General features: G+C 41.6%; 23 protein-coding genes. 10 read left to right on the top strand and 13 right to left on the bottom strand.

Annotated elements, in window-relative coordinates:
- Nucleotides 1-57: 57 nt before the first annotated feature.
- The 4 genes from hemY to hemE form a co-directional block, all read right to left on the bottom strand.
- Nucleotides 58-1,494, bottom strand: coding sequence for a protoporphyrinogen oxidase (hemY, locus tag BOD01S_RS07690; protein ID WP_322786797.1), 1,437 nt, complete (start codon nucleotides 1,492-1,494; stop codon nucleotides 58-60).
- A gap of 14 nt (nucleotides 1,495-1,508) precedes the next feature.
- The gene (gene hemH, locus BOD01S_RS07685; protein ID WP_036157441.1) at nucleotides 1,509-2,441 is read right to left on the bottom strand and encodes a ferrochelatase; all 933 of its coding nucleotides are present in this window, start codon (nucleotides 2,439-2,441) and stop codon (nucleotides 1,509-1,511) included.
- A gap of 73 nt (nucleotides 2,442-2,514) precedes the next feature.
- Complete coding sequence (locus BOD01S_RS23520; RefSeq protein ID WP_218016440.1) at nucleotides 2,515-2,673, bottom strand: hypothetical protein; 159 nt, start codon at nucleotides 2,671-2,673, stop codon at nucleotides 2,515-2,517.
- Nucleotides 2,657-3,709, bottom strand: coding sequence for a uroporphyrinogen decarboxylase (gene hemE, locus BOD01S_RS07680; RefSeq protein WP_036157444.1), 1,053 nt, complete (start codon nucleotides 3,707-3,709; stop codon nucleotides 2,657-2,659). Before hemE ends, BOD01S_RS23520 begins: the two co-directional genes overlap by 17 nt.
- 346 nt (nucleotides 3,710-4,055) lie before the next feature.
- On the opposite strand from hemE, the gene BOD01S_RS07675 reads away from it, so the two are divergent.
- A complete protein-coding gene (locus BOD01S_RS07675) occupies nucleotides 4,056-4,562 on the top strand; it encodes an antibiotic biosynthesis monooxygenase family protein (protein ID WP_036157446.1) in 507 nt (168 codons plus the stop codon).
- Nucleotides 4,563-4,573: 11 nt separating this feature from the next.
- Here BOD01S_RS07675 and BOD01S_RS07670 read toward each other — a convergent pair whose 3' ends face one another.
- Together BOD01S_RS07670 and BOD01S_RS07665 are read right to left on the bottom strand one after the other, a co-directional pair.
- Nucleotides 4,574-5,770 carry an ABC transporter permease gene (locus BOD01S_RS07670; RefSeq protein ID WP_036157450.1) on the bottom strand — a complete coding sequence of 399 codons (1,197 nt, stop codon included), beginning with the start codon at nucleotides 5,768-5,770 and terminating at the stop codon, nucleotides 4,574-4,576.
- Nucleotides 5,763-6,503, bottom strand: a complete 741-nt coding sequence (locus BOD01S_RS07665; protein WP_036157452.1) for an ABC transporter ATP-binding protein — start codon at nucleotides 6,501-6,503, stop codon at nucleotides 5,763-5,765. The genes BOD01S_RS07670 and BOD01S_RS07665 overlap by 8 nt, the downstream gene beginning before the upstream one ends.
- Before the next feature lie 101 nt (nucleotides 6,504-6,604).
- Between BOD01S_RS07665 and BOD01S_RS07660 the strand changes: the two genes are divergently transcribed.
- The 6 genes from BOD01S_RS07660 to BOD01S_RS07640 all read left to right on the top strand — a co-directional run bounded on the left by BOD01S_RS07660 (nucleotide 6,605) and on the right by BOD01S_RS07640 (nucleotide 10,181).
- Complete coding sequence (locus tag BOD01S_RS07660; protein ID WP_036157456.1) at nucleotides 6,605-7,018, top strand: HIT family protein; 414 nt, start codon at nucleotides 6,605-6,607, stop codon at nucleotides 7,016-7,018.
- 283 nt (nucleotides 7,019-7,301) lie between these two features.
- The gene (locus BOD01S_RS07655) at nucleotides 7,302-7,829 is read left to right on the top strand and encodes a tryptophan transporter (RefSeq protein WP_036157459.1); all 528 of its coding nucleotides are present in this window, start codon (nucleotides 7,302-7,304) and stop codon (nucleotides 7,827-7,829) included.
- Between the two features lie 214 nt (nucleotides 7,830-8,043).
- Nucleotides 8,044-8,424: a YtxH domain-containing protein gene (locus BOD01S_RS07650; RefSeq protein WP_036157463.1), complete on the top strand. Its 381-nt coding sequence runs from the start codon at nucleotides 8,044-8,046 to the stop codon at nucleotides 8,422-8,424.
- Nucleotides 8,425-8,595: 171 nt separating this feature from the next.
- Complete coding sequence (locus BOD01S_RS07645) at nucleotides 8,596-9,156, top strand: HTH-type transcriptional regulator Hpr (protein ID WP_174523073.1); 561 nt, start codon at nucleotides 8,596-8,598, stop codon at nucleotides 9,154-9,156.
- Between the two features lie 225 nt (nucleotides 9,157-9,381).
- On the top strand, nucleotides 9,382-9,948 hold the full coding sequence (locus tag BOD01S_RS22500) for a DUF3267 domain-containing protein (protein ID WP_081978035.1): 567 nt from the start codon (nucleotides 9,382-9,384) through the stop codon (nucleotides 9,946-9,948).
- Nucleotides 9,949-9,995: 47 nt separating this feature from the next.
- The gene (locus BOD01S_RS07640) at nucleotides 9,996-10,181 is read left to right on the top strand and encodes a hypothetical protein (RefSeq protein ID WP_036157470.1); all 186 of its coding nucleotides are present in this window, start codon (nucleotides 9,996-9,998) and stop codon (nucleotides 10,179-10,181) included.
- A 53-nt stretch (nucleotides 10,182-10,234) separates the two neighbouring features.
- Here the strand turns inward: BOD01S_RS07640 and BOD01S_RS22495 are convergent, their stop codons facing one another.
- Nucleotides 10,235-10,339, bottom strand: coding sequence for a YjcZ family sporulation protein (locus BOD01S_RS22495; protein ID WP_081978036.1), 105 nt, complete (start codon nucleotides 10,337-10,339; stop codon nucleotides 10,235-10,237).
- A gap of 143 nt (nucleotides 10,340-10,482) precedes the next feature.
- Between BOD01S_RS22495 and BOD01S_RS07635 the strand changes: the two genes are divergently transcribed.
- Nucleotides 10,483-11,316 (top strand): peptidylprolyl isomerase, encoded by an 834-nt coding sequence (locus tag BOD01S_RS07635; protein WP_036157473.1) that lies wholly within the window; start codon nucleotides 10,483-10,485, stop codon nucleotides 11,314-11,316.
- A gap of 266 nt (nucleotides 11,317-11,582) precedes the next feature.
- Here BOD01S_RS07635 and BOD01S_RS07630 read toward each other — a convergent pair whose 3' ends face one another.
- Nucleotides 11,583-11,921, bottom strand: coding sequence for a zinc ribbon domain-containing protein YjdM (locus tag BOD01S_RS07630; protein ID WP_036157476.1), 339 nt, complete (start codon nucleotides 11,919-11,921; stop codon nucleotides 11,583-11,585).
- A 162-nt stretch (nucleotides 11,922-12,083) separates the two neighbouring features.
- Nucleotides 12,084-12,725, bottom strand: a complete 642-nt coding sequence (locus BOD01S_RS07625) for a TetR/AcrR family transcriptional regulator (RefSeq protein WP_081978037.1) — start codon at nucleotides 12,723-12,725, stop codon at nucleotides 12,084-12,086.
- 336 nt (nucleotides 12,726-13,061) lie between these two features.
- Between BOD01S_RS07625 and serC the strand changes: the two genes are divergently transcribed.
- Entirely contained in the window at nucleotides 13,062-14,150 is a 1,089-nt protein-coding gene (serC, locus tag BOD01S_RS07620) for a 3-phosphoserine/phosphohydroxythreonine transaminase (RefSeq protein ID WP_036157706.1), read from the top strand.
- 88 nt (nucleotides 14,151-14,238) lie between these two features.
- Here serC and yhaM read toward each other — a convergent pair whose 3' ends face one another.
- Nucleotides 14,239-15,174, bottom strand: a complete 936-nt coding sequence (gene yhaM / locus BOD01S_RS07615; protein WP_036157482.1) for a 3'-5' exoribonuclease YhaM — start codon at nucleotides 15,172-15,174, stop codon at nucleotides 14,239-14,241.
- A gap of 528 nt (nucleotides 15,175-15,702) precedes the next feature.
- Here yhaM and BOD01S_RS07610 point away from each other — a divergent pair.
- On the top strand, nucleotides 15,703-15,888 hold the full coding sequence (locus BOD01S_RS07610) for a YhzD family protein (protein ID WP_036157485.1): 186 nt from the start codon (nucleotides 15,703-15,705) through the stop codon (nucleotides 15,886-15,888).
- A 93-nt stretch (nucleotides 15,889-15,981) separates the two neighbouring features.
- Here the strand turns inward: BOD01S_RS07610 and BOD01S_RS07605 are convergent, their stop codons facing one another.
- From BOD01S_RS07605 to BOD01S_RS07595, 3 genes are all read right to left on the bottom strand, one after another.
- Nucleotides 15,982-17,148, bottom strand: a complete 1,167-nt coding sequence (locus BOD01S_RS07605; protein ID WP_036157488.1) for a hypothetical protein — start codon at nucleotides 17,146-17,148, stop codon at nucleotides 15,982-15,984.
- Between the two features lie 116 nt (nucleotides 17,149-17,264).
- Nucleotides 17,265-18,047, bottom strand: a complete 783-nt coding sequence (locus tag BOD01S_RS07600) for an enoyl-CoA hydratase (RefSeq protein WP_036157491.1) — start codon at nucleotides 18,045-18,047, stop codon at nucleotides 17,265-17,267.
- 60 nt (nucleotides 18,048-18,107) lie between these two features.
- Nucleotides 18,108-19,754 carry an FAD-binding dehydrogenase gene (locus BOD01S_RS07595; RefSeq protein WP_036157495.1) on the bottom strand — a complete coding sequence of 549 codons (1,647 nt, stop codon included), beginning with the start codon at nucleotides 19,752-19,754 and terminating at the stop codon, nucleotides 18,108-18,110.
- Nucleotides 19,755-20,348: the final 594 nt, after the last annotated feature.

The raw sequence follows: 20,348 nt of genomic DNA, 5'->3' as shown, positions 1-20,348 counted from the left end.
CAGCGAGTAATCACCCTTTCATACTTCCAACACAACATGAAAAAACTGTACAGTATACTACTGCACAGTTTCTGTTTCCATCATTTTGTTCAGCATCCTTGCAGCTGCCTCACGCCCTTGTTCAATACAGTCCGGTACACTGATTCCCTCATACGAGCTGCCGACAAGCATAACATTCGGAAATTCCTCGTATAATTCCCGTTTCATTTGCTGCACCCGTTCTTCATGCCCTACTGTATATTGGGGCATCCCCTGCTTCCAGCGTGTTACTACCGTAAATAATGGACCTTCTTTTAGATCGACTGCCTTCTGTAAATCCTCAAGAACCGTACGTTCGATTTCACTATCTGATAATTCAACGATAGCCTCATCACCTACACGTCCTATATAGACACGCAGCAAATCATAGCCTTCCGGAGCTACTCCATCCCATTTTCGGTTGTTCCACGTACAGGAAGTGATCGCTAAATCACTATTTCGCGAAACAAAGAAGTTTAATGCATCCTTATATTTCGGAAGCTGCTCCTGCTTAAAGGCCATTGTCACTGTAGCAATAGTTGCAGACTTCATCAACGGCTGGTGCTGCATCACTTCATATTTCCCAAAGACTGTTTTTGCCGCATTAAAAGGAGTTGTCATAATGACCGCGTCAGCCTGGATAGGTGAAATATTATTTAATGCTACCTTCATAGAACCGTCCTGAAGCTTTTCGATTGCCTCCACCTTTACACCCTTCAATACTGTACTTGGCGCAAGCTGCTCTTCCAACGTTTCGATCAATGTCTCAAGACCATCTTCAAACGTCCCGTACTGAAGCGGCTGTTCAGCGAAATGGTCGATAGCCAGGCGGCCAGCCTTCTTTCTTTTCATGCCAAGCAGCAGACTTCTGTGTTCTTTCTCCAACTGGGAAAACTCCGGGAACATGGATTGAATGCTTAAATGATCAATATCACCGGCAAACGTTCCCGCCATAAGCGGCTCTACTAAATTCTCCACTACTTCCTTCCCAAAGCGTCGTCTGAAAAAGTCACCAATCGGTTCATCTTGGTTTTCAGCCGCTCGTGGAATCACTAAATCCCCCGCTGCACGAATTTTACCAGTTAAAGAAATTAGACCAGAAGTAATAAATGAGGAGACTTTCGGCGGTCCCCCCAGCAGCAGGCTGCCTGGGATGGGATACAGTTCCTTACCGACGGCTACATAGGTCTGTCCAACATTGTTGTATACCAGCTTATGCGCAATACCTAAATCATGCGCCAAACGGCAGACGTTACCTGAATCATCGATAAAAGATTCAGGACCACGCTCAATAATAAATCCATCTTTCCGCATTGTCTGGATTTTCCCCCCTACTCGCAGGGAAGCTTCCACCACTACTACATCCAATGGATATTGCTGTTCTTTTGCAGCCTGCTGCAAATAAAACGCCGTCGTTAAACCTGTAACGCCACCGCCTATTACGACTACCTTTCGTCTTTTTAAAGTCACCCTCATCATCACTCTCTATATTATTTCGCTAATTTATCGTTAATTGCATCTACCATAGCATCAATAAATAATGGATGCGTATTCGGCATTGTTGGGCGATAGTAGCTGGCACCGATTTCGTCACATACTACCTTGCACTCAATATCATTGTCATAAAGAACTTCCAAGTGCTCTGTTACGAAGCCAACTGGTGTATAAATGAACGCTTTGTACCCTTTTTCAGCATAAAGCGTGCGTGTTAAATCCTGTACATCCGGTCCCAGCCACGGCTCTGGTGTTTGACCTGCCGACTGCCAGCCTACTTCTATATTTTCAATATCAGATGCTTCTTTAATGAGACGAGCTGTTTCAATCAGTTGCTCCTCATATGGATCGCCAGCCAATTTAATCTTCTCCGGAAGTGAATGATTCGACACGATCAAGCATGCATTGGTACGTTCTTCTGGTGACATTTTTGCCAGCTCTCCATTTACTGCCTGCTTCCAGAATTCAATGAACTTCGGCTGCGCATACCATGATTCAACAGAAGTAAGCTTTAAATCTGCGCCTAACTTTTCGATATGTGCCTGCGCACGCCCGTTATAAGACTTGATTGAAAATGTTGAGAAGTGTGGTGCTAATACAATCGATACCGCTTCGCTAATACCTTCTTTCACCATCGCTTCTACTGCATCTTCCACAAATGGTTCAATATGCTTCAGACCGATAAACAACTTGTACTCGACCTCGTCTTGGACTTCATTTAAGCGTGCACATAAAGCTTCCGCTTGCGCTTCCGTCATTTTGGCCAACGGAGAAATCCCGCCAATCGCACGGTAGCGTTCTGTCAAATCGTCAATATGCTCCTGGGATGGTCTGCGTCCATGGCGGATATGTGTATAATAACGTTCAATATCTTCCTCTTTATATGGCGTTCCGTAAGCCATTACTAATAAACCGCGTACTGGTTTCATGAAATTTTCACCTCTAAAGTTTTATCTGCATATAGGGAATTTCTATCTATGCTCCCCTGGCATTTGTATAAGCTTAAAACACCTGTTTGTTTTCTATTATAGACCGATATGCCGGTACAGCCTGTTTACCCGCTTTATCCAATCGTAAAAATACGAAATATAAATGAGCAGCTATAATATCCGGGCTGCCGGCATTCAGTAAATAGGAATGGTCATTATTTATTTTTCGCACGCGCTTCACGGCTGTATTCGTGGATAAATGCAGTCAGGCGCTTTAACACTGCCGGGTCTACTTCCGGGAATACACCATGGCCTAAATTGAAAATATGGCCTTTTTCATGAGCAATCCCCTGATCGATAATATCTTTCGCACGCGCTTCCACTACATTCCAGTCAGCTAATAAAAGTGTCGGGTCCAAGTTTCCTTGTACAGTTTTCGTCACTCCCCGTGCCTCTGCTTCACGAATCGGCAAGCGCCAATCCAGTCCCACGACATCAATCGGTAAATCGTGCCACTCGTTTACTAGATGAGATGCACCTACACCAAATTGAATTAACGGCACATTTAATTTGCGAAGCTCGCCAAATATGCGTGTCATCACCGGTTTAATGAAAATGCGGTAATCCTCTACATTCAACGCACCAACCCAGGAGTCGAAAATTTGGATTGCTTTTGCTCCTGCTTCTACCTGGGCGGAAATATCGGAAATAATCATATCGCCCAGCTTGTCCATTAAGGCAAACCAAGCTTTTGGCTCTGAGACCATGAATGACTTTGTTTTTGCGTAATTACGAGAAGGACCGCCTTCAATCATATAGCTGGCTAATGTAAATGGTGCACCGCCAAAGCCGATAAGCGGTACGTTCAACTGTTCTTTTGTCAGCATGCTGATCGTCTCTAATACGTAAGGTGTGTGCTCTTTCGCATTGAACTCGCCTAATTTCTCTACATCTGCTGCTGAGCGGATTGGGTTAGAAATGACAGGACCTACTCCGGCCTTAATCGCCACATCTACACCGATGCCTGGTAGAGGCGTGACGATATCTTTATAAAGAATCGCTGCATCCACATCATATTGCTCAACTGGCAGACGTGTCACGTATGCACAAAGCTCCGGCTGCATCGTAATTTCTTCCAGTGAATATTTTTGTTTAATTTCCCGGTATTCAGGCTGTGAACGTCCTGCCTGGCGCATATACCACACTGGTGTATAATCTGTCTGTTCCCCACGTGCTGCGCGCAACAATGTATCGTTAATTGTTCTCATGAAAGAGTACCTTCCCCTCAGAAAAATGTAATAAATAATGCCTCGGCATAATGTTGATGGCATTCGGCTTTGTGCATGAACAGCAAACACTTGTCAGTCAGCTGGCCCTGCACGATGCGGTAATGACTGGCTTCCTCCCAGGCATCACCCTTCCGAATCGATGACATCCGCCGAAGGCTTAATCTGTAACGATTGATATCCGTTATCAATATAAACTGTTCCTAGCTTATTGTATAGTTTTCTTAATCAAATGTCATAAAATTGTTCTTTAATCAAAGCCCGTTTTTGACAAACATGTTTCATTAGCTTTTAAATGGTAATAAATATTGTAAGGGAGGAGAATTTTATGAATTTTTATTTAACATCGGGGACACCTGATTTTATGGAAAGACTGGTGAATAAGCACGGAAAGGAAAATATGATTTTACTGCATGGCGGCGGTAATTCGGTAGTGATGCATGAAACAACGAAGAAAAGCGTCTTTGCCACACCTCGCAGCTTTGAAGTGCTCGATGGTACGGGAACATTTGAACAGCGCGGTTTCGTGGCGATGCAAAATGTACCTGTTATGGATGAAGCGCGGCCTGTATTCGAAGAACAGCTTTTAAAAAGCATCGCCCCGCTAAAAAATGAACCTTCGTTGATTGCCTACCGGGTATTGCGCCCTATAAAGGCAGAAATCTATGTCGTCATCACACAGTGGGCAGGTCCTGCCTCCTTCGATACGTGGACAAAGTCACATCAATTCCAAGATGGGCTGGCAGCCCTTCTTGATTCATCAAGTTCTCCCACACAAAATCTATTCAATGCCAAAACCTATACGACAACTTATACCGCTCCACCGGCAAATTAAAAATCCCGGCGCTACTTAGCGCCGGGATTTTTTGTGAATAGCAATGTCAGCTCCGTTACAACGAGAATAACCACCGGTGTAATAAGGAATAACGGCTGACCGATACTGCAAGCCGCTGCAATCAAAGCTTGAAGGATAAGGAAGAATCGCAGCAATGCCGTTACAGCTTCCTTACGCTGCTCTTTCGGTAATGGATATAGCATGTCCATTCGAAACTCTACTGACGATAAGAGCGCGTACTTCAGTTGGATCGTTGTAGCGAACGCTAATGCACCTGCTACAATCCAAGAGACTACTGGAATATCTACAAATGCAACCACTAAAGCAGAAATTGCTGTCAAACGGACCCACAGATAAAAATGGTCATCTGTACGTATAAATGTACGGAATACGAGGTATAGCTGTGCCTTTTCCTTTTTAAAGGGAATCCAGCTATACAGAAAATCCAGCCATGCTCTTCGGCGGATCGACCCGCGGAGATGTGGAACTTCAGTAAAGTAGTTGGCGAACCGATAGAAACGCATCATGCGATTTTGTTCCAGCTTTACAAAATGCTCATACGGCACTGGTTGTCCTGCCGTTCTTTTCTTTAATGCCATATTATAGACAAGTAGAATGAGGACAAAAAGAGCCCCTACCCACAGACTGCCTGCTAATATAGTTTGGAGCGTCAATATGGAGATCACAAGGCGAGCTGCCCGGTCAACCCATATAAGCTGTCCGCGATTTCCGTAACGATAATTGAATTCAATCTGGATATTAAGGTACTTTAAGACGACTACTACTAACAGCCCGGTCCACACTTGGGCAGCAGAAAGTTCTGTCACCGCATTTAACAGTGGAATCGCAATGATATAGGCAACTGCCGGAAGTACGATTTGAGAGACAAATGTCCAGTTCAATGCTTTTTTAAAATAGAGAGGCATTTTCGTTTCAAGCGGCAGTAGATATACTTGATCAGGCTCCCGGATTAAAGTTGTAGGCGCACTGAAAGATAGAATGGCTCCAATAATAACGGCAACTAACCACTCAGCAGGAAAACTATCCGGGGCCACTTTCAGCCATTCGCTATATTGATAGCCTGCCGCCCCGACAGCAAAGACGAAGACGATTGCCAAATGTCCTGTAAATACGAAGCGCATATACTTCTGCACTTCCCCTATATAATGGAGGAAACGCTTTGACCAGATACTTTGCATGCTATTCACCTGCCTGCTCCTTTGTCATCGCGATGTACAGGTCATCAAGAGTTGCACCTGGCATCTTGAAGCTTGCACGCAAGTCATCCATCGTTCCCTGTGCACGAACCCGCCCCTCATGAAGAAGGATAATCCGGTCGCAATACCTTTCCGCTGTCGATAAAATATGGGTGGACATTAAAATAGAGGCGCCTTCCCGTTTTTTCGCATCCATCTGATCGAGCAGCGACTGGATACCTAATGGGTCCAGTCCGACAAAAGGCTCGTCTATAATATAAAGGTTCGGATTCACAAGGAAAGCGCACATAATCATCACCTTTTGGCGCATCCCTTTCGAAAAATGAGAGGGGAACCAAGTGAGCCGTTTTTCCATTCGAAATTCTTTCAGCAGCTTTTCAGAGCGCTCTTCTAATGTTTTTTCATCAATTCCATAAGCCATAGCAGTTAAAGCCAAATGCTCTTTTAATGTTAACTCTTCATATAAAACGGGGGTTTCCGGTATATAGGAAAAACTACCGCGATATGCTTCCATATCTTCCTGTAAGGTCACACCATTTAAACGTATTTCCCCTTCTCTCGGCAAAAGAGTGCCAATAATATGTTTGATAGTGGTACTTTTACCGGCTCCGTTTAAGCCAATCAGCCCAACAAGTTCCCCTTTTTCAATGGAAAATGATAAATCTTTTATGACGGGCTTCCGTGTATAGCCGCCGGAAACATTCGATACTTGTAAAATTGTCATCATTTCACTCCTGTTCTTGTCCTTAGTTTATCAAAAAGTTAGAAAACATTCAGTCGGCATATGCTAAAATAGATAAAAATAGATGGAAAGGATGATTCAAGATGAGCGATTGCCTATTTTGTAAAATCATTAACGGCGACATCCCAAGTACAAAAGTTTATGAGGACGAACATGTATATGCTTTTATGGATATCATGCCATTAACAAAGGGACATACACTGCTGATTCCGAAAACACACTGTCCGGACCTTTTTGAAATGCCGGAGGAAATAGCAGCTAACCTTTATAAAGCAGCCCCGAAAGTAGCGAAGGCAATTAAGCTTGCATTCAATCCAGTCGGTATGAATACGGTAAACAACAATGGCGCAGCGGCAGGCCAGACGGTATTCCACTATCACTTGCATCTTATTCCCCGCTATGATGAAACAGACGGCTTGAAGGTCGGTTGGGACTCTAAAAAATTCGAAATGGACGAATTAGCCGGCTTTGCGGAGGCAATTAAGTCTAATCTGTAGCCACTTTCCCCTCCTTTTTCGCTGGAGGTGCTACAACAGACAAATTAAACAGGTAATAGAAAGGTTGAATTGATTAAGGCACGTGTGGCCAAGTTTCCAATTTGCTGTAGTGATGTATATAGATAGAAGATTATATCTATTTTTATCCTCACTATATCAAATAATATGAGAGTAATTGATTTTTAGAAGATTCAGCCGTAAAATTCAATATAAGTTTTCGCTTATGGCAACAAGAGCACATAAGGAGAACCGAGACTAGAAAAGTTTAGAGGAGACGAGAAAAATGAATACGAAAAATTTAGTTTTGATGGCGCTTTTAGTTGGTGTAGGAGCAGCTCTGTATGTAATGATCCCAGGAATCAACGGAGGGATGAAGCCTGACTTTATGCTGACGATGATGTTCATCGGCATTCTATTATTCCCTAGGATAAAAGAAACGTTGCTATTAGGAATTTCCACTGGCATTATATCAGGCTTGTTTTCTACTTTTCCAGGGGGCTTTGTACCAAATGTGGTCGATAAATTTGTGACAGCTTTTGTCTTCTTTGCCGTTGTGGCTGCAATCCGCCACTTCGCACAGAAAATGGCGGTGGCTACTGTTTTAGTAGGAGGGGGCACTATTTTATCAGGAAGTGTATTTTTATTAATGGCCCTGCTACTAACGGAAGTACCGGTCGATTTTGCCGTCCTGTTTATGACGGTCGTCCTGCCAGCCGTAGCGTTGAATGCAATTGCTTTTATCATTATTTATCCGATTATTATCGGACTCATCAAGCGTTCAAATTTCAAAACTTCTGTATCACAAGCCTGACACTCATACTCCGCAATCCATGAATAGCGTTTTGCGAGAGGAATTTTCCCGAGTATGATAGGCAAAAAATGAAAGAAGCAGCCATTTTGGCTAGCTTCTTTTTTCATTTTGTTATTTTCTTTTTCATGGTTTAATAAGAATATGAGTGGGAAACATACTGAAATAACCTTACTATTCCTACAGTTGACTTATATTTAATAAAGGAGATGGCAATATGAAAGCAAAAACATTTTTCACAGGATTATCAATCGGACTATTTGCCGGCATAGCTACGGCAATCGCTACGGCACCCCAGTCCGGCCAGCAGCTGCGGTCTACAATCGCCCGTGGCACAGGCACGCTTAAACATCAGCTTACCGATATAAAGAATGAAACAAATAATGTAAAACATTCTATTACCGCTTTTACTGGTGAAGCGAAAAATAATATACCAAAAATAATAAATGAAATGAAAGATACTATTATAAACTTCAAAAAAGAGATCGAACCAGAAACAGCAAAATTAAAACAAGAAATCGAGAGTTTACAGAATTCCATTAGCGAAATCGAGAAAAATCTACCTCAAAACAGAAAAAGCACACGAAACAGCCAGTAGAACGCGTAGGTTTATATGCCCAAATTTTAGCTGCTTTAAGCATTATTTTTATTATTATACGCCTTTTATATTGCAATTTTAAATCACATTTCAATTAATTAATTTTTCTAACTTTAAACTTTTTTCTTTTATTGCTATAATATTTTCAAAACGCTATGAAAGAAGAAGGTGATTGCAATGTCTGAGGAATTATACACAATGAAAGAAGCTATGTTATATAGTCAACGTATTGCTCAGCTATCTAAAGCTCTTTGGAAGGCTGTCGAAAAAGATTGGCAATCTTGGATTAAACCTTATGACTTAAACATCAATGAGCACCACATTTTATGGATCGCATTCCATTTAAAAGGTGCTTCTATTTCTGATGTCGCCAAGTTCGGGGTAATGCATGTATCAACTGCGTTTAACTTCTCTAAAAAATTGGAGGAGCGGGGCCTGCTCAAATTCTCCAAACGGGATGATGACAAGCGAAACACGTATGTAGAGCTGACGGATGCCGGCAATGATTTAATCCTTCTCATGTACGAACATTACCATGATACCCATCATTCGATCCTCACTGGTTCTCTAGCTTTAAGAGAGTTATATGGACGCTTCCCAGAGTTTTTAGATGTCATGGCAGTCATCCGTAATATATATGGTGATGATTTTATCGAAATTTTCGAACGATCATTCGATAATTTTAAAGAAAGCTTAGAAAAAGTGGAAGAGAAGGCTTCCATTCCACAATAATGGGAAAAGAGTGTATACTTCTTGTACACTCTTTTTTATTTTGATTAGTGGATTTTTCCCCTATGCTTTGTTATATTAAATTGTTGTCAGTTACGGTCAGGGACATCTTGCATGCCGGAAGTTGCTGAAGGAGACCGGCCTTTATAAAAAAGGCAGCTTTCACATTCTTCCATTCGTTCTTTACACGGTAAAGGCACATATTTTCATTAACGGGGTAATATATGTATGAATTGTATAAAAACCATTAACATCGAATATGAATATGGAACACCACGGATTTTCTTATTGACAGGCATTACCTTTATCTTTACGTTCTGCTTTTCGTATATTCTGATCGGTCTTACCCATACGTACGCACATTCAGACACGTATTTTTTGAAATTCCTGCTTGTGTTTTTCCTTCTTTACCCGATACACAAGCTTGTTCACTACTTGTCTTTACTAAATTATAGAACATCACTTTCTTACCGGATTAAAATCAAGTTTTCCTACGTGCCTATATTGCATATGCGTCTGCAGGATCCTATCCCTAAACGGAGATACATGTTCTCCTTGCTCGCGCCATTTTTCCTTTTGAATCCCACTTTCCTTATTGGGGCATTGGTGTGGCCGGTTTTTTCTCATTATTTTTGTTTGTTGTTTGCTCTTCATTGCAGTATTTGTCTGCTCGATTTGCTGTATGTAAAGGATTTATGGAAAGCGCCTAAAAATGCTATAATCGAGGAAACACCGAGAGGGTACGAAATTTTGATTCCAACGTTTCCGGAAGATAGCTCAAACTTGTCTCCATAATACGTCATTTGATATTCTTGAAGAAGCGATAGAGGGGAGGAATAGAATTGCTACTTTTAATCGTAGTGCTATTCTCAGTATTTTATTTATTCCAAATTAACCGTATGACCTATGCGCTTTGTATGCGGCGTGAAATTCCCGAAGAACGGCACCCAAAAATTTTCCGTACAATTAATGTACTCATCACCATCTTGCTAGTATCGTTTTATGTGGAAGTGCTATTTGCAGTTTAAAAAGACGAGATTTGCTATAAAGCAGATCTCGCCTTTTTTATTACCTCTTTATACTAGTAGATAAACGCAGCCCCTACAATGATTAATAAAATGAATAGGACTACAAGTAAAGCAAAGCCAGAACCGTAACCGCCACCAGCGTAGCCTCCACCGCTCATATCTCACACCTCCTTTACTACCTTATATGCTATGCGTGCCAATATGTAAAAGTTAGGCAATTGACGTGGGAAACCATTTTGTTTTTTTTTCGTTTATGTTATAGTATCTATTGCATTGGAAAAACGTTAGGAGAGTTAAAATTATGAAAAAAACGTTATTCGCTTTAACATTTGCAGCTTCTCTTGGATTAGCCGCTTGTAGCAACCCTGGGGATGAAGTAGTCGTTAAAACAGAAATGGGCGATATCACACAGGACCAGTTTTATAAGGAAATAAAAAAAATTGCAGGTGACCAATTACTTCAGCAGGTTGTGATGGATAAAATTCTAAACGACAAATATGAAGTATCGGACAAGGAAGTACAAAAGCAGTATGATACGTATGCAAAGCAATATGGCGACCAAATGGCAGCTGTATTAGAGGCAAACGGTTTAACTGAAGAGACTTTCAAACAAAACATCCGCTTCAACTTATTACAGGAAAAAGCAAAAGCTGAAGTAAAAGTAAGCGACAAAGAAGTGAAAGAATACTATGACCAGGCAAGCCAAGAGCTGCATGCCCGTCATATTTTAGTAGCGACTCAAGAAGAAGCCAAGGAAATCGTTAAAGAGCTGAAAAACGGCGGCGACTTTGCTAAAATCGCAAAAGAAAAATCAACAGATACAGCTTCCGCAGCTGAAGGCGGCGATTTAGGCTGGTTCTCTGTCGGCGCAATGGTAAAAGAATTCAATGATGCTGCGTACGCACTTGAGCCAAAAACAATTTCCGAGCCTGTAAAATCCGATTATGGCTACCATATTATCGAGGTATTAGAAAAACGTGATGTAAAAGACTACGGCACGTTGGAAGAGAAAAAAGACGAAATTACTGAAGCTATCCGTAACCAAAAAGCGGACTGGCCTACTATTCAGGCAAAATTAGTTAAAGATGCAAAAGTGGAAGTAAAAGATAAAGACTTAAAAGATGCATTCAAATAAGCAATCAGCAGTTTCGTGCTCTTTTAAGCATCGGAGTTCCTTTTAAAAGAACGATCCTTAGGTAAAGATCATGCAATCCGCACTTTACACAAGGTTTCTTGACTCCCCTGCTTCTTTGTAAAGCAATGCTTGCATGAAACATGACAGTTGGACAACTATGATTTTCTCATGTTTCACTGCATACCGTTTCTTTATTTTATTACAAACAATAGACGCAGCCCGGGTATAACCCCAGCTGCGTCTATTTGCCTTTTCAATAAAAAGAATCAGATTTTCTTTACAAACTCCGATTTTAACTTCATACCACCGAAGCCATCAATTTTACAGTCAATATTATGATCGCCTTCCACTAAACGAATACCCTTTACCTTTGTTCCCTGCTTTAAGGCTTGTGAGCTCCCTTTGACTTTCAAATCCTTGATTACTGTCACCGTATCGCCATCCTGGAGCAAGTTTCCGTTAGCATCGCGCACTACCAGCCCTTCCTCAGCGTGTTCCTCTGCTGTTTGTGACCATTCATGACCACACATAGGGCATACATAATTGACGCCATCCTCATATGTATATTCCCCGTTACACTGGGGGCAATTTGGCAAATTCGCCATACTTTTATCCTCCTTGTCATTACTCCCTTCTATACTGGCATATTTTTGGCAACAGGACAACCTGTTTCTAAAAAGGTTATAGTTTAACATCCGTACTAAAAGTCCAAGCCCTTTCGTATAAAAAGGAGGGCGCAAAATAGCTTTTGCCCCCTCCTGCCTATATTATTTTGTTCTCATAATGCCTGTACGTACAAGCTGTTTGACCGATTGAATAAACGTTTCTTCCGGTATCTGCATATGATTCGGTAAATCAATGCTTTGAAAGATAAAAGCAATCATAAGTTCGTTTGGAATATCTTCGTTCAAGATTCCTTCTGATTTCCCCTTGTTTACCATTGCATATAGCGGTATATACATTTCCCTATGCAGCTCGCTCAGGCGCACCAGTTTCCCGGCGATTTCTTCATTTCCCCTCGTATCCACAACATGGGCGATCGAAAGGATGCGGTGAAGATCCTTGGATGCTAATACAATATCCAATACTTCCTCCAGCTGGTCCTGAAATGGCTGTGTGTTGTCTACCTTTCCAAAGGCTTCAATCATCCGCAAAATATGCTGAAGCATAAAATCAACAACCAATTCCTCTTTGTTTGTATAGTACTTATAAATCGCCGCGCGGGAGACATTCAATGCTTCCGCCAGCAGACTGATATTGTATCCCTCATAGCCTACCTCTAAAAGAAGTCTCTCTGTTTCATGAAAGATTTCTTCGGCAGTAAATTTCCTTTCTCTTGCCAATTTGCTCACCCCAGTAAAGCGTTCTTCAAATGCCTTGATTATAACATTGTTCTCTATGGTTAGCACTTGTTATCGGTTATGCAGCTGACTATCCCAAAAGAGTAAGCTGATGAAAAGAACATCATCGACCTTGTGACCGAATGGCTCCCTCATTTGCCTTTGTTCTTTATCGTTTCATTCATTTTTAGCCATGCATAAGCAAATACGACCATTGAGAAAGACATCCATTAAAATATACATTAGAAAACGAACATTTTTTCACAAACAACTGCTGTTAGTACGGTTTTTCCTTCATTTCAGCCATTTCCGTTAAAATTATTGAGAATTTTCCCATTTATTTTATAGAACATTATATTATAATAAATAAACAAACCTACTGAAGGAGTGTTCCATTTGAATACTATGACAAAACGCGCATATAACTTCAATGCCGGTCCATCTGCTTTACCATATGAAGTATTAGAAACGGCTCAAAAAGAATTACTGGATTTCCAAAACACAGGCATGTCCATTATGGAAATGAGCCACCGCAGTGCCACATTCGAAGAAGTACATAATGGTGCCATTGAGCGACTTCGTAAAATTTATAGCATCCCTGAAAATTATGAGGTGTTATTCCTTCAAGGCGGGGCAAGCCTTCAGTTTGCAATGATTCCGATGAATTTTTTACAGGAAGGTAAAACAGCCAGCTATATCCAAACGGGTTCATGGTCTGAAAAGGCGGTAAAAGAAGCGAAATTATTCGGGAATATTGCTACTGCTGCCTCTACGAAAGAAAATAAGTACCGCAATATCCCTTCCATTCAAGAGATCACATGGAATGAAGATGATGCATATGTACACTTAACTTCCAATAACACGATTTTCGGAACACAATGGAAGGTATTCCCCGATACAGGGAATGTTCCTTTAGTGGCAGACATGTCTTCTGACATCTTATCTACACCAGTGGATGTTTCAAAATTCGGTATTATTTATGCAGGCGCACAGAAAAACTTGGGCCCTTCCGGTGTAACGGTTGTCATTATGCGCAAGGATTTACTGGAAAAAGAAAACCAAAATATCCCGACAATGTTGAAGTATTCTACGCATGCCGACAACAACTCTCTTTACAATACACCACCAACATTCGGTATCTATATGCTTGGGGAAGTATTAAAATGGGTAGAAAACAAGGGCGGACTAGAGCAGGTAGCTAAAAATAACGAGGAAAAAGCTGCTTTAATTTATAACGTCATTGACCAATCTAACGGATTCTATAAAGGTCATGCCGAAAAAGATTCCCGTTCACTCATGAATATTACGTTCCGCGTGACAGATGAGGAATTGGAGAAAAAATTCCTGGCTGAAGCAAAAGCAGCAGGATTTGTCGGGTTGAACGGCCACCGCTCAGTTGGCGGCTGCCGCGCATCTGCCTATAATGCCGTACCACGTGAAGCTTGCCAGGCACTAGCTGACTTCATGGTAAAATTCCAGCAGGATCATCAGTAAGCGTTGATCAGATGTTTCTTCTAAAAACAAATAACCTCAAGGTATTTACCTTGAGGTTGTTTGTTGATGGGATACTGAACCATCTTCTTTAAATTAATGGCTTATAAAATGAGCGGTTATCAAGCGGGAATAGCCGTTCTGTAAATTCCCCAGGATTTGTCTTATCAAGTGCACGTGTCAGCATATTCATCTTCGCATCAATATTATCGATATAGTGCAGGATCTCCGCCTCTTGGATCATCGGTTTTTTTGGACTGCCCCATTCTTCCTTCCCATGATGCGACAATACTAAATGTTGAAGCAGCATTACTTCCTCGCCTTCAATATTCAATTCCTTCGCAGCCTGGCCAATCTCATTCACCATAATAGTAATATGGCCGAGTAAGTTGCCCTCTACTGTATATGCCGTACCGACAGGACCTGTTAATTCGATGACTTTCCCTATATCGTGCAGAATAATACCTGCGTACATTAAATCCTTATTCAGCGTTGGATAGAGCTCACAGATTGCCTTGCTTAAGCGAAGCATTGATACAACATGATCAAGGAGCCCTGACGCGTAATCATGATGATTTTTAGAAGCCGCTGGGTAAATCATCAAGCTCTCCTGATGCTTTTTAATGAGATGACGAGTAATACGTGAAATGTGCGGATTTTTTATTTCAAAGAAAAATTGTGTTAGCTCCTCGTATAGCTGTTCTTTTGGAATTGAAGAAGTAGGAAGTAAATCACTAATTTGAATATTTTCATCTGGACGCGCCACCCGAATTTGTTTAATGCGTAATTGATTTTTCCCACGATAATCGTGGATTTCTCCCCCTACCCGAACGATTACTTGCGCACGGTATGTTTGTTCATGCTCCTCATTTGTATCCCATAGCTTTGCCTCGATATCTCCGCTGCGATCCTGAAGAATAAGTGACATAAAAGGCTTCCCCACCGTTGTGACGCCTTTTTTTGCTTCTTTTATTAATAAATATTGATCAACCTGTTCCCCCACCTGGAGTCTCGTAATCCCTTTCACGAACAATCGCTCCTTTACTAACTGTTAACTCACTGTCCTTTTTTGCTACTCCCTTATTGTATCATGCATTTGTCGCCCTTTTCGATTGAAAAGGGTTTATTTCCAAAATTTAAAAGTGAAGCCCTGAATAAGTTCATCCCCGGAACCTAGGATCGGTTTCCATTCTGGCTGGATGCTTCCCCGGAGGTACAGCTCCAACTAAATGATTTAGAAGATAGACCTCAAAACGATTGGATTTTCTGCATGTGCCGATCCGAAAGGAATCACCGGGCGCCGCTCTAACCAACTTGTTATAAAACTAGCTTGTTATCCCCAACTTATAGCGAAACTTCCTAAATAGACAGACAAAAGTTCTGTTCTATCATTTATTTCTTATTTTATCTGTTAAAAACCTTGGATGAACTATTTTTTATCGTTCATCAACATGTCATATTTTCGAAAATCTCCGACATTATACAGATAGTTCTGTGAATTAATGAGAATTTTCATGTATAATAGTTTTATCTTGTAAAATAAAGGGTGAGTAAAATGGAAAACTATCGATTCACTGCATTTGAAAAAACTGGGGAAACATTGTTTGATGAAGTGTGGACTTTCGAAAATGATGATAAGGCCAAGGTCGAGGGGCAAAAACAAATTGACGAAAAAGGTGTTGCTGAAAAAACACACCGACTAGTCAATAAATCGGGGAAATTAATTCTTTTTCATGTGTAGGCTTACATAGTGAGACAAAGTCATTTCTGACTTTGTCTTTATGTTTTTCTTCGATACTTTTTAAGATATAGGTTTACCCAGGGGCATCTCTTTTTACTGCAGTCTTTCAATAGCCTGGTAAAGTTCTCCATTTGTCGGCATTTGCAGATACAGGCGTGATCTGACAATACGGATTAATTCATCCCCAATGAGCGAATTAGCATACGCTTTTCGATCCTTTGCAGCATGCATGGCTCGAAGCTCTTTTAGCATGTCATACCTTTCCTTGAAAATGCTTAATGCCTGCCGCAGTTCCTGTTCATTTAGCAGAAAGTCTTCAGCAGCTACCGCCAGCTGCTCATTAAAAACTTCTAACATTTTCGCTGTATCATCCTTCATCAAAAAATTTACTGCTCTCTTTACAATTTTCGCCGCCAGCATACTTCCAAGAATGAGACCGGTTATCCCGCCGATCAAGCTAATAACTGCTGTACTGACATCCGGAATCTGCAACCCTATACCGCCGCCGATTAGTAAGCCGATGATACTCCCAACTATACTGGCAGCACTTTTAGGAACACTTTTAAATAACTCGGCAGGTGACATCTGTCCTTTGATAATTCTTGTGATATCTGCACCTGACATTCCCCCTGTAATAAGCGCTCCTGTCACTATATCGGCATGCAGGATCGCAGTTGTCTTTTTCTCTATGAAAGAACTGTACATAACTTTTTTTGCAGCTTTCTCAGCTACTCTGTTTACGATAGTCTTTATCCTGTTTCTTCTTGCATCTGCCGCTCCATCTTCTGCCTGCAGTTTCCTATTTTCATTGGCACATAGCTCAAAAGCAGTGATGAGCTCAGCTATAAATGCCTCACCTATAACAGCCAACCCTGTCATGACTGCATTTTCAAGCGCTTCTTCCCGGGAAGCTCCATTCCACTTACTTTGTGCAAATGCCAAAGCGGTGCTCATGCCAATTGCTTCTTTTTCGAAGAAGACCCGGTCATACTCGTTTATCATTAAATGACGGATATTACCTGACTTTGCAATATGCCATGCTTGTCTATACGTAAAAGCCCCCTGTTTGATCGAGTCCAATTCGTCAAAATATAAAAATATGCGTTCAAACTGTTCAAAAGGGACTTCAACGTAAATTTTTTTATCACCCTGCAACATTGCAAGCTCTGCCTCACATACAGCGATTGTTTCTTCAGCTGTCGGGCAGTATATATGATGAATGAGCTGACCTTCTTGAAGACAGTATATTATTTGTTCCATTTATAATCCCCCATTTTTCAGCCCTGCATCATCATAATTATTTGCACTGGCGCTGTACAGGTTTTAATCGCAATTAAAAAGGATAACCCGCCTAAAGCGAGGTATCCCTTCTTTTATTACTTTCCGATAAACTCCGGAGATCGTTTTTCAACAAACGCCTCAATTCCCTCTAAATGGTCCTTTGTATGACGCATTGCTGTCTGTCCTTTCGCCTCTGCATCAAGAATAGCTTCAAGCTCTGCCAGCTTTGCATTATGCAATATTTTTTTAGTTTCCAGCATAGCAGCGATTGGTGAAGCAAGCAGTTTCCCAACAATTTGATCGACTGTCGCTGCCAAGGTGCCGCTTGGGACATTATAATCGACTAATCCAAGGGAGAGAGCCTCTTCCCCATTAAGCACCTTGCCTTCCCAAATCATCTGTTTTGCTTTTGGCGTACCTAACCGCTCCTTCATAAAGAAGTGACCTCCACCATCCGGGATCAGACCAATTCCAATGAAGTTCATCGCCAGCTTGCTTGTTTCCTCCGCTACGATAATATCACTTCCTAGTGCGAGACTGAAGCCGAGCCCCGCTGAAGCACCATGGATTTGGGCTACTGTAATCATCGGTAGTGTGTAATAAGCTTTTACTAACCGGGATATATGTCCCATGATATCCCCAAAGTCTGAAAAATCATTGGAAGCAAGCATCATTTTTATATCTCCGCCTGCTGAAAACACCTTTCCTGCTCCTTTAATGACCAGAACTTGGATGTCTTTTTCATTATGTAGCGATTCAAAGCAGTCCGCTAGCTCACGCATCATCGTAAAGTCCATGGCATTCATGGCATTTGGCCGATCTAATGTTAAAATCGCCTTCCGTTCTAATATTTCCAACACAATTGTTTCATAATTCATCTTCTACACCCCTTTTTATGAATCCTCATTCACTATTTCGACACTTTCTTTTAAAACCCTTTAATTACTTAAATATTTCCCTACTTGACGCCCTGTAAATAAACATCCTCCAAGGAAAGTTCCTTCCAGCGAACGGTATCCATGGACACCGCCCCCTCCAAATCCGCATACCTCTCCTGCCGCAAACAGCCCGGGAATTCTATTACCTTCCTCATTTAACACAGCTCCCTCAAGATTGGTTTGCAGACCGCCAAGCGTTTTTCGTGTCAAAATATTTAATCTGACAGCAATAAGCGGTCCTGCTTTCGGATCAAGAAGTTTATGAGGCTTTGCTACACGAATAAGTTTGTCACCTATATAGTTTCGTGCGCCGCGTATAGCAGTCACTTGGGCATCCTTTGTGAATGTATTTTCAATTTCTCTGTCACGGGCCAGAATTTGTTCTTTTATATGCAGGAAATCAAGATTTTCATTACCTGCCAGTTGATTCATCCCCTCCACTAGTTCCTTGAGGCTGTTTGCAATGATAAAATCCTCTCCATACTCTTTAAACGCCTGCACAGAAACCGGCGGTCCAGGAAGAGCCCGTTTGATGACATCCCGAATGCTTTTATTTGTAAGATCCAAATTTTGTTCTGATCCTGAGAGCGCAAATTCTTTTTCAATAATTTTTTCCGTTAAAATGAACCATGAATAATCATATCCCGTTTTTTGAATCGCCTCCAGTGTGCTTAGCGTGTCAAAGCCCGGAAAATTCGGTGCTGTAAAACGATTTCCTGTGGCATCGAACCACATCGATGAAGGTCCTGGCAATATACGGATTCCGTGATTTTGCCAAATTGGATTCCAATTTTTCAGACCTTCTGTATAATGCCACATCCTATCCTTGTTTACGAGACGGCTGCCGATTTTTTCTGCAATCTTAAGCATACTCCCATCAACATATGCAGGAACGCCCGCTACCATTTCGTTCGGCGGGGTGCCTAAACGGGATGGCCAATTTTCCCTCACAAGCTCTAAGTTGGCTCCAATGCCGCCGCTTGCTATTACGACCGCATCAGCACGGTACTCAAATTCTCCTATTTCAACACGTGAGCTTTCTCTTCCTCTTTCCACATCATCCGCTTCAAGCTCTTTTCCTATAATGCCTACAACGGCCCCATTCTCTACTAATAAATCCGTTACTTTATGGCGGGGCTTATACTTTATATCCCCTTTCCCAGCAGCCTCTAACACCTTTTGTGCAAACGGTTCGACTACCCCCGGGCCTGTTCCCCACACAATATGGAACCGCGGGACAGAATTTCCGTGTCCTCCCGCTAGGCTTCCTCCCCGCTCTGCCCATCCGACTACCGGAAAGAACTTAATTCCTTTTGATTTCAGCCATGTATACTTCTCGCCGGCAGCGAACTCCACATAAGCTTTCGCCCATTTATACCCCCATGAATCCTCATCTTCGAGGCGGTCAAATCCGGCGGTCCCTATCCAATCCTGCCAAGCCAGCTCATAGCTGTCCTTAACCCCCATCCTTCGCTGTTCAGGTGAATCGACCAGAAATAATCCACCAAACGACCAATATGCCTGTCCACCAATAGAGGAGGCCAGTTCTTGATCGACCAGCAATACTTTTTTTCCTGTGTCAATTAATTCACATACCGCTGTTAGTCCAGCAAGGCCAGCCCCTACTACAATTACATCGTATTTCATCCCCATACCCCCAATACTTGTATAATATTTACTTTCTCGAAGCGGCATTCCTTTCCCTGCCCTTCTTGTCAAAATTGTGTCCTTTTTGGAATGTTCGTTTTGCTGTTTACTATCTCTCTTTTAAAAAGCAGACTCGATTTTTCTGTAAATTCAGTCACATTAGGAGATATAGGGAACGGTAACGCTTTCATTAAGAAATACAATATACGAACATTACTTAATATATAATATAAAATAGTTCGCCTTTAAAGTTTATAAACCCGTAAAATAAACATTATTTTTAATTAATTTTCTAAATATTGTTGACAGAAGTGAACAATCGGATTATGATGTTAACAAATTTAATCAAGAATAACTATAAAGATGGAGACATGCTCTTCGAATTTCTTTCTCAAGAGAGCCGGTGGATGGTGCAAATCGGTGTAAGAATCGGATTGAGTTCAACTCCTGAATAGGTAGGCAGAAATAGAGTATGCCTATCCGTCACATGCACGTTACGCAGTTGAACGAAGGTTGCAGGGTTTTACTTTGAAAATTCCCGCAGCGAAAAAGGGTGGCACCGCGTAAGTATGTTCATTAACAGCCTTTCGCCCC

Source organism: Lysinibacillus odysseyi 34hs-1 = NBRC 100172 (assembly GCF_001591965.1).
In the GTDB taxonomy this organism is placed as follows: Bacteria; Bacillota; Bacilli; order Bacillales_A; family Planococcaceae; genus Lysinibacillus_B; species Lysinibacillus_B odysseyi.
Note: the sequence above shows the minus strand (reverse complement) of the source record. Positions and strands in the feature narration are given on the sequence as shown.

Bases quoted from the DNA above. Each gene is read 5' to 3' on its own strand.
- hemY (WP_322786797.1), bottom strand. From the start codon at position 1,494: ATGAGGGTGACTTTAAAAAGACGAAAGGTAGTCGTAATAGGCGGTGGC.
- hemH (WP_036157441.1), bottom strand. From the start codon at position 2,441: ATGAAACCAGTACGCGGTTTATTAGTAATGGCTTACGGAACGCCATAT.
- hemE (WP_036157444.1), bottom strand. From the start codon at position 3,709: ATGAGAACAATTAACGATACATTGTTGCGCGCAGCACGTGGGGAACAG.
- BOD01S_RS07675 (WP_036157446.1), top strand. From the start codon at position 4,056: ATGAATTTTTATTTAACATCGGGGACACCTGATTTTATGGAAAGACTG.
- BOD01S_RS07665 (WP_036157452.1), bottom strand. From the start codon at position 6,503: ATGACAATTTTACAAGTATCGAATGTTTCCGGCGGCTATACACGGAAG.
- BOD01S_RS07660 (WP_036157456.1), top strand. From the start codon at position 6,605: ATGAGCGATTGCCTATTTTGTAAAATCATTAACGGCGACATCCCAAGT.
- BOD01S_RS07655 (WP_036157459.1), top strand. From the start codon at position 7,302: ATGAATACGAAAAATTTAGTTTTGATGGCGCTTTTAGTTGGTGTAGGA.
- BOD01S_RS07650 (WP_036157463.1), top strand. From the start codon at position 8,044: ATGAAAGCAAAAACATTTTTCACAGGATTATCAATCGGACTATTTGCC.
- BOD01S_RS22500 (WP_081978035.1), top strand. From the start codon at position 9,382: ATGAATTGTATAAAAACCATTAACATCGAATATGAATATGGAACACCA.
- BOD01S_RS22495 (WP_081978036.1), bottom strand. From the start codon at position 10,339: ATGAGCGGTGGAGGCTACGCTGGTGGCGGTTACGGTTCTGGCTTTGCT.
- BOD01S_RS07635 (WP_036157473.1), top strand. From the start codon at position 10,483: ATGAAAAAAACGTTATTCGCTTTAACATTTGCAGCTTCTCTTGGATTA.
- BOD01S_RS07630 (WP_036157476.1), bottom strand. From the start codon at position 11,921: ATGGCGAATTTGCCAAATTGCCCCCAGTGTAACGGGGAATATACATAT.
- serC (WP_036157706.1), top strand. From the start codon at position 13,062: ATGACAAAACGCGCATATAACTTCAATGCCGGTCCATCTGCTTTACCA.
- BOD01S_RS07610 (WP_036157485.1), top strand. From the start codon at position 15,703: ATGGAAAACTATCGATTCACTGCATTTGAAAAAACTGGGGAAACATTG.
- BOD01S_RS07605 (WP_036157488.1), bottom strand. From the start codon at position 17,148: ATGGAACAAATAATATACTGTCTTCAAGAAGGTCAGCTCATTCATCAT.
- BOD01S_RS07600 (WP_036157491.1), bottom strand. From the start codon at position 18,047: ATGAATTATGAAACAATTGTGTTGGAAATATTAGAACGGAAGGCGATT.
- BOD01S_RS07595 (WP_036157495.1), bottom strand. From the start codon at position 19,754: ATGAAATACGATGTAATTGTAGTAGGGGCTGGCCTTGCTGGACTAACA.